Source organism: Mycobacterium dioxanotrophicus, assembly GCF_002157835.1.
Taxonomy (GTDB): Bacteria; Actinomycetota; Actinomycetes; order Mycobacteriales; family Mycobacteriaceae; genus Mycobacterium; species Mycobacterium dioxanotrophicus.
This window is the reverse complement of record NZ_CP020809.1, coordinates 6,078,556-6,091,080: the sequence shown is the minus strand read 5'-3', so window position 1 is coordinate 6,091,080 and position 12,525 is coordinate 6,078,556. Positions and strand designations below refer to the sequence as shown.

The following is a 12,525-nucleotide window of genomic DNA, read 5'->3' as shown; positions in this document are numbered from 1 at the left end:
ACGGTGAGCGTATATAGGCTGGCGACATGATTGGTGTCACCCGGGACGGCAATGTCCTGACCTTGGAACTGCAGCGCCCGGAGCGGCGCAACGCGCTGAACTGCGAACTCGTCGACAGCCTGCGCGAAGCGGTGGAGAAGGCCGCCACCGAGGATGTCCGTGCGATCGTGTTGACCGGCGCGGGGCACGTGTTCAGCTCGGGCGCAGACCTCACCGATGCGACGGGTATGGCCGAGAAGCTGCCGGACAAGGCGTTGGCGTTGAACCTCGCGATCGACAAGACTCCGGTGCCCGTCATCGGCGCCATCAACGGCCCGGCGATCGGCGCGGGGGTCATCCTGTCCATGATCTGCGATCTGCGCGTGGTCGACGCGAACGCGTACTTCCAGTTTCCTGTCGCCAAATATGGCCTGGCCCTTGATAACTGGAGTATCCGTCGGCTGACGTCGCTGGTCGGCTACGGCCGGGCCCGCGGCATGCTGCTCACCGCCGAGAAGCTGACCGCCGAAACCGCACTGCAGACCGGGATGGCCAACCGCATCGGCACGCTGGCCGACGCGCAGGCCTGGGCCGCCGAGATCGCCGGGTTCGCGCCGCTGGCCCTCCAGCACGCCAAGCGGGTGCTCAACGACGACGGTGCCTATGAAGACCAGTGGCCCGAGCACAAGGAACTGTTCGACAAGGCGTGGTCCAGCAATGACGTCATCGAGGCGCAGGTGGCCCGGCTGCAGAAGCGGCCGCCGAACTTCACCGGGGCCTGAGGTGCTGCGCGCTGCGCTGCGGTTCGGGGTCCGGTCGGCCTCGCTGCTCGCCGGGGGCTGGCTGGTGCGTGCACTCAGCGGCACCTCGGCGGCCGTGGGCGCGGGCGCCCGGGCGATCCGGCCGGTCGCCCAGCGGTCGCCGCAGTACACCGGCGGCGCGTTCGTCAACATCGAGTCGGCGTCCCCGGGCATCAGCATGGGCCGCGAGGAGCGTCGGCTGCTGTTGCGGGAGATGATCGGATCTCGCGGCGCGAGCTGGCCCGGCGGCCCGATCCCGCTGGCCGACCCGGCCGACGGCCCCGCGGGAGAGTGCGCGGTGTCGTGGTACGGCCACTCCAGCGTGCTCGTCGAGATCGACGGGTACCGGGTGCTGGCCGATCCGATCTGGAGCCAACGCTGCTCACCGTCGCGGGTCGTCGGTCCGCAGCGGCTGCACGAACCGCCCCTGGCCCTGGATGAACTGCCCGCGATCGACGCGGTGCTCATCAGCCATGACCACTACGACCATCTCGACATCGACACCGTCATCGGGTTGGCCCGCACGCAGCGCGCACCGTTCGTGGTGCCGCTCGGCATCGGCGCGCACCTGCGCAAGTGGGGCATCCCAGAGGCGCGCATCGTCGAACTGGACTGGAACGAAAGCCACCGCATCGGTGATCTCACGCTGGTGTGCACACCTGCCCGGCACTTCTCGGGCCGCACGCTGCGCCGCAACACCACGCTGTGGGCGTCCTGGGTGATCGCCGGGCCCCGCCACCGCGCGTTCTTCGGCGGTGATACCGGCTACACCAAGAGCTTCGCCGAGATCGGTTCGGACCATGGGCCTTTCGATGTCACCCTGCTGCCGATCGGGGCCTATCACCCGGCCTGGCCGGACATCCACATGAACCCGGAAGAGGCGGTGCGCGCGCACCTGGACATCACGGAGTCCGGCCTGCTGGTGCCGGTCCACTGGGCCACGTTCCGGCTGGCGCCGCATCCGTGGGCCGAGCCGGTGCAGCGGTTGCTGGCCGCCACCGATCCGGCCGGGGTCCACGTGGCGGTGCCGCGGCCGGGCCAGCGGGTCGACCACCAGTCGCCCGCGCTGGACCCGTGGTGGCAGCTGTAACGCCATTGCCCCGAATGCCCGCAGATTTGCGGGCATACTCGCGTGCTGTGAACACCTTTCGCGCGTTCGCCGGCCTCGCATTCGGCCTGGCGCTGATCACCGGCTGCACCGGATCGACGCCGCCGGCCCAACACCTCAGCGATGTGCCGCCACCGCTGGTGCCGGCGTTGCCGCTGCCCGGCGACGCCGTCACCAAGGCGGTGGACAAACTCGACGGCATCGCCGACGACCTCATGCGCTCATCGGGTATACCCGGGCTCGCCGTGGCTGTGGTGCACGGAGGAAAGACGGTGTACGCCAAGGGCTTCGGCAAGCGGGATGTGCGTAAAGGTGACGGCCCGGACAACCGGGTCGACGCCGACACGGTGTTCCAACTGGCGTCGCTGTCCAAATCACTGTCTGCCACGGTCGTCGCGCACCAGGTCGGGGTCGGCGCGATCAGCTGGGACACCCCGATCGTCTCGAAGCTCCCGTGGTTCGCGCTGTCGGATCCGACCACGACCCGCCTGGTCACCGTCGGCGACATGTTCGCCCACCGCTCCGGGCTGCCAGATCACGCCGGAGACCGACTCGAAGACCTGGGTTATGACCGCCGCGCGGTACTCGACAAGCTGCGCCTGCTGCCGTTGGCGCCGTTTCGGACGTCCTACGCCTACACCAACTTCGGTTTGACCGCCGGTGCCGAAGCGGTCGCCACCGGCGCGGGCAAGAGCTGGGAGGACCTGTCAGAAGACGTGCTGTACCGCCCGCTGGGGATGAACGCGACGAGCTCACGGTTCGCCGATTACGCGGCCCGACCGGACCGCGCCGTCGGGCACATCCGCATCGGGGACCGCTACGAGCCCGACTATGTGCGGGACGCCGACGCGCAGTCCCCGGCCGGTGGAGCCAGCTCATCGGTCAACGACATGGCCCGCTGGCTGACGATGGTGCTGGCCAACGGCAGCTTCGAGGGACATCAGATCGTGGACCCGAAGGCGCTGTTGCCCGCCGTCACGCCGCAGGCCGTGTCCGCTCCGGCCACCGAAGCGGCCATGCGGTCCGGCTTCTACGGCTTCGGATTCAACGTCAACTCGACCTCGGCGGCCCGCATGCAGCTCAGCCATTCCGGCGGGTTCGACCTCGGGGCGGCCACCAACTTCCTCATCATCCCGTCCGCGGACGTCGCCATCGTCGCGCTGACCAACTCCACCCCGGTGGGTATCCCGGAGACACTGACCGCCGAGTTCGCCGACCTCGTGCAGTTCGGTGAGGTCCGCGAGGACTGGCGCAAGCTCTACGCCAACGCGTTCGCACCGATGGACGCCCCGGAGGGCGCTCTCGTGGGCAACCAGCCACCGGCCAATCCGGCTCCCGCCAAACCACTTTCGGCCTACACCGGCGTCTACCGCAACGACTACTGGGGTCCGGCCACCGTCACCGAAGCCGACGGCAAGCTGATGTTGGCGCTCGGGTCGAAACTGTGGGTGCCACTGGACCATTGGGACGGTGACGTCTTCACCTTCATGTTCGTCACCGAGAACGCCCCGCCCGGAACGGTTTCCAAGGCGACGTTCGCCGGTGACAAGCTGACGCTTGAATATTATGACGAGGACAGGACGGGGACGTTTTTCCGATGAGCCGCTTGCGCGAAGAGAGACAGCACCGATGAGCCGCTTGCGCGAAGAGATCGAGCCGCGATGACGACGATGACAGCCACCGGGCTGACCGATGCCGAAGTCGCCCAGCGGGTCGCCGAAGGCAAGACCAACGATGTGCCGACCCGCGCCGCGCGCAGCGTCTCGGAGATCGTGCGGGGCAACGTCTTCACCCGCATCAACGCCATCCTCGGTGTGCTGTTCCTCATCGTGTTGTCCACCGGCTCGGTGATCAACGGCGCGTTCGGGTTGCTGATCATCGCCAACAGCGCCATCGGCATCATCCAGGAGCTGCGGGCCAAGCAGACCCTGGACAAGCTGGCCATCGTCGGGCAGGCGAAACCCAAGGTGCGCAGGCAATCCGGGAGCAAGCCACTCGCGCCCAGCGAGGTCGTGCTCGACGACATCATCGAGCTGGGGCCGGGCGACCAGATCGTCGTCGACGGCGAGGTGCTCGAGGAGGCCAATCTCGAGGTCGACGAGTCGCTGCTCACCGGCGAGGCCGACCCGATCGTCAAGCGGGTCGGTGACACGGTGATGTCGGGCAGCTTCGTGGTGGCCGGAAGCGGTGCCTACCGGGCCACCAAGGTCGGGCGCGAGGCCTATGCCGCCAAGCTCGCCGAAGAGGCGTCCAAATTCACCCTGGTCAAATCAGAACTGCGCAACGGCATCAACAAGATCCTGCAGTTCATCACGTATCTGCTGGTGCCCGCCGGGCTGTTGACCATTTACACGCAGCTGTTCACCACCCGGGCCGATTGGCACGATGCGATCCTGCGCATGGTCGGTGCCTTGGTGCCGATGGTTCCGGAAGGCCTGGTCCTCATGACCTCGATCGCGTTCGCGGTCGGCGTGGTGCGGTTGGGTCAGCGACAGTGTCTGGTCAACGAACTGCCCGCGATCGAGGGGCTGGCGCGGGTCGACGTGGTGTGTGCCGACAAGACCGGGACCCTGACCGAGAACGGTATGCGGGTCAGCGATCTGAAGACGCTCGAGCGTTCAGACGTGGCGGAGGTGCTGGCCCAACTCGCAGCCGACGATGCCCGGCCCAATGCCAGCATGGCCGCCATCGGCGAGGCGTACCGGATGCCGCCGGGGTGGACGGCCACCGCGACGGCACCCTTCAAGTCGGCCACCAAATGGAGCGGTTCGTCCTACGGCGAGCACGGCAACTGGGTCATCGGCGCACCGGATGTCTTGCTGGACCCGGCTTCTCCGGTCGCTGAGGAGGCTGAGCAGATCGGCGCGCAGGGCCTGCGGGTGCTGCTGCTCGGGTCCTCCGATCTGCCGGTGGACGATGCCCGCGCCCCGGGGACCGTCACCCCGGCCGCGCTTGTGGTGTTGGAGCAGCGGGTGCGGCCCGACGCCCGAGACACCTTGGAATACTTTGCTTCCCAACACGTCGCGGTCAAGGTGATCTCCGGGGACAATGCGGTGTCGGTGGGCGCGGTGGCCGCCACGCTGGGCCTGCACGGCGAAACCATGGATGCCCGCAGGCTTCCCGACGAACCCGAGCAGCTGGCCGAAACGCTCGAGGAGTACACGACGTTCGGCCGGGTGCGGCCGGATCAGAAGCGCGCGATGGTGCATGCCCTGCAGTCGCGCGGTCACAACGTCGCGATGACCGGTGACGGCGTCAACGACGTGCTCGCGCTCAAGGATGCCGACATCGGCGTCGCGATGGGCTCCGGCAGCTCGGCGTCGCGGGCCGTGGCGCAGATCGTGCTGTTGGACAACAAGTTCGCGACGCTGCCGTATGTGGTCGGTGAGGGCCGCCGGGTGATCGGCAACATCGAGCGGGTGTCGAACCTCTTCTTGACCAAGACCGTCTACTCGGTGCTGCTGGCCATTCTGGTGGCGTGCGCCGGGTTGTCGTCGCGGTTCTTCGGCACCGATCCGCTGTTGTTCCCGTTCCAGCCCATCCACGTCACCATCGCCGCGTGGTTCACCATCGGCATCCCGGCGTTCATCCTGTCGCTGGCGCCCAACACCGAGCGGGCGCACCCCGGTTTCGTGCGCCGCGTGATGACGGCGGCCCTGCCGTCGGGGCTCGTGGTGGGCATTGCCACCTTCGTCTCGTATCTGATCGCCTACCAGGGCCGCGAGGCCGGCGAAACCGAGCAGATGCAGGCCTCCACCGCCGCCCTGATCACGTTGCTGGTGTCCTCGCTGTGGGTGCTCTCGGTCGTGGCCCGGCCGTATGAGTGGTGGCGGATCGCTCTGGTGGCGGTCTCGGGCCTGGCCTACGTGGTGATCTTCTCGTTGCCGCTGGCCCAGCGCCTGTTCATGCTGGATCCGTCCAACCTTGGGGTCACCTCAGTGGCGCTCGGGATCGGTCTGATCGGCGCCCTGCTCATCGAGCTGCTGTGGTGGGTACAGGGCGCTGTGCTGGGCGAACGGCGTCGCTTGTGGAGATAGCTGAGACGCGGCAGACTGGCAGCGAAATGCGTGCCGCGTTTCAGCCGAATCTCAAGCGATAGGGTGGGCACATGAGTTTCCTGGACAAGGCCAAGGATCTGCTGGCGCAGAACGCCGACAAGGTGGAATCCGCGATCGACAAGGCAGGCGACATGGTCGACGAGAAGACCGAGGGCAAGTTTTCTGGCGTTGTGGACAAGGCACAGGATGCCGCCAAGAACGCCATCCACAAGGACGAACCGACGCAGTAACCTATGGCGAAACTTTCTGTCTCCATTGATGTTCCACTCCCGCCCGAGAAGGCATGGGAGTACGCCTCCGACCTGTCCCGGTACGACGAGTGGTTGAGCATTCACCGGGCGTGGCGGTCGAAGCTGCCGGAAACTCTGGAAAAGGGCACGGTCATCGACTCGATCGTCGAGGTCAAGGGCATGTTGAACCGCGTCAAGTGGACGCTCGTCAATTACAAGCCACCGCAGTCGCTGACCCTTAACGGTGACGGCCGGGGCGGGGTCAAGGTCAAGCTGATCGGAAAGATCAAGCCGGCGACGGTCGACGGCGGCACCGGCGCCAGCGTCACGTTCGACGTGCACCTCGGTGGTCCGGCGTTGTTCGGGCCCATCGGCATGGTGGTGGCGGCGGCCCTCAAGGGGGACATTCAGGAGTCCCTGAACAAGTTCAAGGCCCTCTACGCCCCGTAAGTTCCCCGCCGAGCAGACACATAGGTCCGCGACACGCCGCTGTTGCGGGACTTACGTGTCTGCTCGCGCTATGTCGTGAGCACGATCCACAGCGCCGCGAGCGACCCCAAAGCCGCTGCGCCGTAACAACACACCGCAATGACAGCGTCGAACCGGCCCAGCTGCAGCCCGTGCTCGACGGTGAAGCGGAACCGGTGCGCCGCGTGGAACAGTGCCAGCACGAAGACGCCGGCCAGGACGATCCTGGTCACCGGATTGCGCACCACGGCCTCCAGATGTGCGGGGTCCACATGGACCACGCCGAGCGGAACCAACACGCCGAACAGCAGCACCAGGATCGGCAGCGTCAACGCGGCCACCATGCCGCCTGCGGAGAACAGCAGCCAGAAGTACGGCTCGGGCGTGCGGCGCGCGGAGGTCCTCATGCCAGCACCACCCAGACGATCACGGCCGACACCACCAGCCACGCGCCGTAATGACCGGCCAGCACCGTGCTCGACGGCACCCGGCGTCCGCCCAGATGGACCACCATCGCGCGTGGGGCCAGTGCGAACCAGGTGACGGCGTGCAGCAGCAGAAAAGCCAGCGCGACGATGTTCAGCAGTACCACCACCGGGCGCCCGGAGAAATCCAGGAAACCCTGGACATCGCCGCCGGCGATGGCTGCCACCCCGGCCAGCAGGAACACGACCGTCCACGCGACGGCCACGCAGCTGAGCTCCCGGAGCATGAACAGCAGATAGGACCGGCGTTTCACCCACCAGAATCGGGGCACCGGTTGGCGGTAGGCACTTGCGGTCATCGGGCACCCCGCGGCAGGACCAGGTCTCTCACGGAATGTGTTGCCGCGGTGAGCTTGTACCGCTGGATGGCGCCCGCCGGATCGACCCCTTTCGGGCACGCCGTCGAACATTCACCGACGTACGTGCAGGCCCAGGCGCCGTCGGCGGCGGCCAGCACGTCGGCGCGATCCGCTGCTCCCTCATCGCGGGAGTCGAGGTTGTAGCGCTGGCCGAGCGCGATGGCCGCCGGCCCGAGAAACGCAGGCTCGAGCGCGTACACCGGACACGCCGAGTAGCACAGCATGCAGTTGATGCACATGCTGAATTGCTTGTACTCCGCCATTTCGGTTGGTGTCTGCAGGTATTCACTGTCCGGAGGCTGTTCGTCGTCGCGGATGATCCAGGGTTTGACTTTGGGTAGTTTGGTCATGAAATCGCTGATGTCGACGACGAGATCGCGGATCACCGGGAAGTTGCGCATGGGTTCCACCCGCACCGGGCCCGGCAGGTAGTCGACGAGAAAGGTCGCGCACGCCAGCTTGGGGTCGCCATTGATGGTCATCCCGCAGCTGCCGCAGATCCCCATCCGACACGACCAGCGGAAGCTCAGCGTCCCGTCGAGCCGGTCCTTGATGTAGTTGAGGCCGTCCAGTACGGCCCATTCCCGGGTGACCGGCACCTCGTAGGACTGGTACACCGGTTCGGTGTCGGTGCCCGGTCGATACCGGGCCACTTCCATGACAATTCGGTCGGTTGCTGTCTCGGCCATGTCGTCTCACCTCCCGTACACGCGCTCGCCCGGTGGCCAGCGCGTGATCGTGACCGGCAGCAGGTCGACGCGTGTCGAGCCATCCGGCTTCCGGTGAATCAGGCTGTGCGCCAGGAACTCTTCGTCGTTGCGGCCGGGGAAGTCCGTGCGTTGGTGTGCGCCGCGGGATTCGGTGCGCTGCAGCGCCGATTCGATGATGGTCTGCGCAATATCGAGCATTCCGTGCAGTTCGAGTAGTCCGGTCAGCTCGGTGTTGAAGGTCAGGCTGTGGTCATCGAGGCCGGCGACCGCGAACCGCTCCTGCAGGGCCCGGATCTGTTCGGCGGCTTTGGCCAGGGTCGGCCCGTCGCGGTAGATGCCTGCGGCCGTTTCGAGAATGGTTTGCATCTCGGTTCGGATGTCGGCGATCCGGTCGGTGCCGTCGCTGTGGCGCTGTAGTTCCCGCTGCAGGCGTTGTTCTTCGGTGCGGGCCTGCGTCGCTACCGCCGAGGAGCCGGACGGCTTGCCTGCCACGTACTCGGCGGCGGCGTGACCGGCCCGCGCGCCGAACACCAACAGTTCGGGCAGGGAATTGGAGCCGAGCCGGTTGGCGCCGTTGATGCTGACGCACGCGGTCTCGCCGGCGGCGTACAGGCCGGAAACCGGTGTGCCACCATGGATGTCGGTGTGCACACCGCCCATCATGTAGTGCACCACCGGGCGCACCGGCACCAATTCGGTGACGGGGTCGACGTGCTGGTAGTCGCGGCACAGTTCCCGTACGAACGGCAGCTTGGTGTCGATGAGCTCCGCGCCGAGATGCCGCAGGTCGAGATAGACGACGGGGCCGTATGGGGTTTCGACGGTACGTCCCTTGTCGAGCTCATGGACGAAGGCTTGGGACAACCGGTCCCGCGGCCCGAGCTCCATGCTGCGCAACTTGGGGGTGGGCGTCGGGGTTCCCAGGTCGTAGTCCTGCAGGTACCGGTAGCCATCCTTGTTCAGCAGCCAACCGCCCTCGGCGCGAGCTGCTTCGGTGATGAGGATCCCGGTGAACGGCAGCCCGGTCGGGTGGTACTGGACGAATTCCATGTCTTTCAGCGGTGCGCCGGCCCGAAACGCCAGTGCCATACCGTCTCCGGTCTTGATGTTGGCGTTCGTAGTGAACGGGAACACCCGTCCGCAGCCTCCGGTGCAGATGATGACCGCATCGGCGAGGATGGTTTCGATTCTGCCGGTTGCCAATTTGATGGCGACGAGGCCGCGCACCACACCGTCGTCGACCAGCAGGGTGGTGGCGAACCACTCGTCGTAGCGGACGATGTCCGGATAACTCAGCACTCTCTGAAAGAGGGTGTGCAACAGGTGAAATCCGGTCTTGTCGGCGGCAAACCAGGTGCGCAGCTTCTTCATGCCGCCGAACGCCCGCACGGCGATGTGCCCGTCGTCGGTGCGGCTCCACGGGCAGCCCCAGTGTTCGAGCTGCAGCAGCTCGCGCGGGGCTTCGGCGACGAACGCCTCCACCGCATCCTGATCGCACAGCCAGTCGCCCCCGGAGATGGTGTCGTAAGCGTGCTCGTCAAGCGTGTCGTCTGCGCCGACGACGGCTGCTGCGCCACCTTCCGCCGAGACGGTGTGGCTGCGCATCGGGTACACCTTCGACACGATCGCTATCGACAGCTTCGGGTCCGTTTCGGCGATGGCGATCGCGGCGCGCAGACCGGCGCCGCCCCCGCCGATCACCACGATGTTGTACGAGGCCGTCATTGCAGCGCCTCACTGCAGACGCTCACACTTCGAAAGCCTCGTGTTCGGTGGAGCGCTCGTCGCGCAGAACTTTGCCGTCGTGGCGGACGGTCCGCACGTGTATGCAACCGTCGTGGTAGGTGTGACGGGTTTCGCGGCAGCCGCAGGAGAACCTGACATCGTCGAAGCTCAGACCGTCGTCATCGCTCTCGATGTGGTGATCGCCCGCTGCCGCGCGCCCGCACGGAGCCTTCTGGCTGGGGAAATGTGTGGTCGTTGCGGCCATTGCCCCGCCTCCTCAGGTGTGAGGCATGTGATGCAGGTCACATAATGGTATTCCCGTGAAGACCCAGGCGCCATCCCCTAGGTGAGCCGGGAGCGCAACTCTCGCTTGAGCACCTTGCCGTAGCTGTTCTTGGGTAGCGCGTCGACGAATTCGTACCGTTTCGGCCGTTTGAACCGCGCGATGCGCTCGAGCAGATGCGCGTCGAGTGCGCCCGCGTCAGCGTCCCCGACCACGAAGGCCACCACGATCTCGCCCCAGTCGGGGTCGGGGGCTCCCACGACGCACGCCTCGACGACGCCGGGATGAGTCAGCAACACCTCTTCCACCTCTCGCGGATAGATGTTGCTACCGCCGCTGATCACCACGTCCTTCGACCGGTCGCGCAAGGTGAGGTAGCCGCGCTCGTCGAACGAACCCATGTCACCGGTGTAGAGCCAGCCGCCCCTTAGGGTCGAGGCGCTGGCCGCCGGATTGTTCCAATAACCAGACATGACGGCGTCGCCGCGACAAACGATTTCGCCGATCTCGCCGATGCCGGCATGGCTGCCGTCGTTGCGCAGCACCGCGACGTGCATTCCCGAGCGGGCGTAGCCGACCGAGCCCAGCACGGAGTCGTCCGCATCGACGTGGTCGGCGCGGCGCAACCCGGTTATGGTCATGGGTGATTCACCCTGGCCGTAGATCTGGGCGAACACCGGACCGAACGCGTCCAGCGCCTTGCGCATGCTGTCGACATACATGGGACCGCCGCCGTAGACGATGGTGCGTAGGGATTGCGGTGCGGGACGGCCGGTCTCGACGAGCCGCTGGACCATGGTCGGCGCCAGGAACGCCGACGCACCCGGGTGGTGGTCGCACAATTCCAGGAACTCGGCCGGGTCGAACGAGCCGGATTCCGGGACCACTTGCCGGGCCCCGCGCAGCATGTAGGGCGCGACATAAAGGCCTGACCCGTGCGACATCGGGGCACCGTGGATGAGACTGCAGTTCTCGTCCGGGTCGTCGATGTCGGCGAGGTGGGCAACGGTCATCGCCATCAGGTTGCGATGGGACAACATGGCGCCCTTGGACTTTCCGGTGGTTCCGCTGGTGTAGAACAGCCAGGCCAGCTGCTCCGGGTCGGTATCGGGCAGCGTGGCCGGATCGGTGCCAAAGCGCGCGGTGTAGGTGTCTGCGCCGATCACCTCGACCGGTGGTGTCTGGCCCGCTCGCGCCCGGTCCAGGGCCGGGTCCAGCCCGGCTGCGATCGTGGCCGACGCGAAGACGTGTGACGCCCCGGAGTCGCCGACGATGTCGGCCATCTCGCGCGGATGCAGTTTGTAGTTGATCGGGACGAAGACGCACTCGGCGGCCCAGATGGCGAACATGAGTTCCACGATTTCCGGCCGGTTTTCACTGGCCACCGCGATTCTGCTGCCGCGCTCCGCATGGTGCCGCAGCGACGCCGCGAGCCGCAGCACCCGGTCGCGCAATTGCGACCATGTGCACAGTTGACGCCTCCCGCAGAACACCGCGCCCCGGTCACCGAACCGGGCCGCCGCTTGGTCCAGGACGTCGAAAAGATTCACCGCACAACCCATTCTGAGGTCAACGCATGTTCGGACAGGTACTTGGTCGAGCTCCAGCCGCCATCGACGACGATGGTCTGCCCGTTGATGAAGCTGCCTCCGTCCGAGCACAGGAAAGCCACCGTCGCCGCGATGTCTTCGACCCGGCCGAGCCGCTGATGCGGAGTCATCTCGGTGTTGATCTTGCGGAATCTCTCGTCTTCGAGCCGGGTGGCCACCATGGGGGTCACGGTAACGCCGGGAGCGACGGCGTTGCACCGAATTCCCTGCGCGCCGTACTGACAGGCGATATGCGTGGTCAACGCCGTCAATCCGCCCTTGGCTGCCGAGTAGGCCCCGCCGCGCAGCCCGCCCACCACCGCGAACGTCGAGGTGATGTTGATGATCGCCGACCCGGGCATCAGGTGCGGTATCGCCTCGCGCGCCAGCCGGAACGGTGCCCGCAGCATCACACCGAGGAAATAGTCCAGGGTTTCGTCGTCGGTCTCGTGCAGCGGTTTGGGGCTGCCGACCCCGGCGTTGTTGACGAGCACGTCGATGCGCGCCCACCGCGACAACGCGGTGTCGACGATGCGACGCGGTGCGTCGTCGTCGGTCAGATCCACCGACAGCGTCGCGACCCGGTCGGGGTCGCCGACGGCCGCGGCCAACTCGGCCAGCCGTGCTTCGTCGCGCCCGGTCCCCAGTACTGCCATGCCGGCCTCGGCCAGGGTGACGGCGCAGCCGAAGCCGATGCCGCTGCTGGCCCCGGTGACGATCGCTACCCGCAT

Annotated in this window: 13 protein-coding genes; 6 read left to right on the top strand and 7 right to left on the bottom strand. The window is 66.7% G+C overall.

Annotation, left to right across the window (positions count from 1 at the left end; genetic code table 11):
• Positions 1-26 precede the first annotated feature (26 nt).
• The 6 genes from BTO20_RS29595 to BTO20_RS29570 all read left to right on the top strand — a co-directional run bounded on the left by BTO20_RS29595 (position 27) and on the right by BTO20_RS29570 (position 6,625).
• Positions 27-761 (top strand): enoyl-CoA hydratase, encoded by a 735-nt coding sequence (locus BTO20_RS29595; protein WP_087079460.1) that lies wholly within the window; start codon positions 27-29, stop codon positions 759-761.
• Position 762: 1 nt separating this feature from the next.
• Positions 763-1,869, top strand: coding sequence for an MBL fold metallo-hydrolase (locus BTO20_RS29590; protein ID WP_087079459.1), 1,107 nt, complete (start codon positions 763-765; stop codon positions 1,867-1,869).
• Between the two features lie 14 nt (positions 1,870-1,883).
• Positions 1,884-3,488 (top strand): serine hydrolase, encoded by a 1,605-nt coding sequence (locus tag BTO20_RS29585; RefSeq protein WP_087079458.1) that lies wholly within the window; start codon positions 1,884-1,886, stop codon positions 3,486-3,488.
• A 60-nt stretch (positions 3,489-3,548) separates the two neighbouring features.
• Positions 3,549-5,924 (top strand): cation-translocating P-type ATPase, encoded by a 2,376-nt coding sequence (locus tag BTO20_RS29580; RefSeq protein WP_087079457.1) that lies wholly within the window; start codon positions 3,549-3,551, stop codon positions 5,922-5,924.
• A 71-nt stretch (positions 5,925-5,995) separates the two neighbouring features.
• On the top strand, positions 5,996-6,175 hold the full coding sequence (locus tag BTO20_RS29575; protein ID WP_087079456.1) for an antitoxin: 180 nt from the start codon (positions 5,996-5,998) through the stop codon (positions 6,173-6,175).
• Positions 6,176-6,178: 3 nt separating this feature from the next.
• Positions 6,179-6,625, top strand: coding sequence for a type II toxin-antitoxin system Rv0910 family toxin (locus BTO20_RS29570; RefSeq protein ID WP_087079455.1), 447 nt, complete (start codon positions 6,179-6,181; stop codon positions 6,623-6,625).
• Between the two features lie 68 nt (positions 6,626-6,693).
• Here BTO20_RS29570 and frdD read toward each other — a convergent pair whose 3' ends face one another.
• The 7 genes from frdD to BTO20_RS29535 all read right to left on the bottom strand — a co-directional run bounded on the left by frdD (position 6,694) and on the right by BTO20_RS29535 (position 12,525).
• Positions 6,694-7,050: a fumarate reductase subunit FrdD gene (frdD, locus tag BTO20_RS29565; RefSeq protein WP_087079454.1), complete on the bottom strand. Its 357-nt coding sequence runs from the start codon at positions 7,048-7,050 to the stop codon at positions 6,694-6,696.
• On the bottom strand, positions 7,047-7,427 hold the full coding sequence (locus tag BTO20_RS29560) for a fumarate reductase subunit C (RefSeq protein WP_087079453.1): 381 nt from the start codon (positions 7,425-7,427) through the stop codon (positions 7,047-7,049). Before BTO20_RS29560 ends, frdD begins: the two co-directional genes overlap by 4 nt.
• Positions 7,424-8,176, bottom strand: a complete 753-nt coding sequence (locus BTO20_RS29555) for a succinate dehydrogenase/fumarate reductase iron-sulfur subunit (RefSeq protein ID WP_087079452.1) — start codon at positions 8,174-8,176, stop codon at positions 7,424-7,426. Before BTO20_RS29555 ends, BTO20_RS29560 begins: the two co-directional genes overlap by 4 nt.
• Positions 8,177-8,182: 6 nt before the next feature.
• On the bottom strand, positions 8,183-9,922 hold the full coding sequence (frdA, locus tag BTO20_RS29550; RefSeq protein ID WP_087079451.1) for a fumarate reductase (quinol) flavoprotein subunit: 1,740 nt from the start codon (positions 9,920-9,922) through the stop codon (positions 8,183-8,185).
• Between the two features lie 22 nt (positions 9,923-9,944).
• Complete coding sequence (locus BTO20_RS29545; RefSeq protein WP_083164979.1) at positions 9,945-10,187, bottom strand: hypothetical protein; 243 nt, start codon at positions 10,185-10,187, stop codon at positions 9,945-9,947.
• A 77-nt stretch (positions 10,188-10,264) separates the two neighbouring features.
• Entirely contained in the window at positions 10,265-11,755 is a 1,491-nt protein-coding gene (locus tag BTO20_RS29540) for an acyl-CoA synthetase (RefSeq protein WP_087079450.1), read from the bottom strand.
• Positions 11,752-12,525, bottom strand: a complete 774-nt coding sequence (locus BTO20_RS29535) for an SDR family NAD(P)-dependent oxidoreductase (protein ID WP_087079449.1) — start codon at positions 12,523-12,525, stop codon at positions 11,752-11,754. The genes BTO20_RS29540 and BTO20_RS29535 overlap by 4 nt, the downstream gene beginning before the upstream one ends.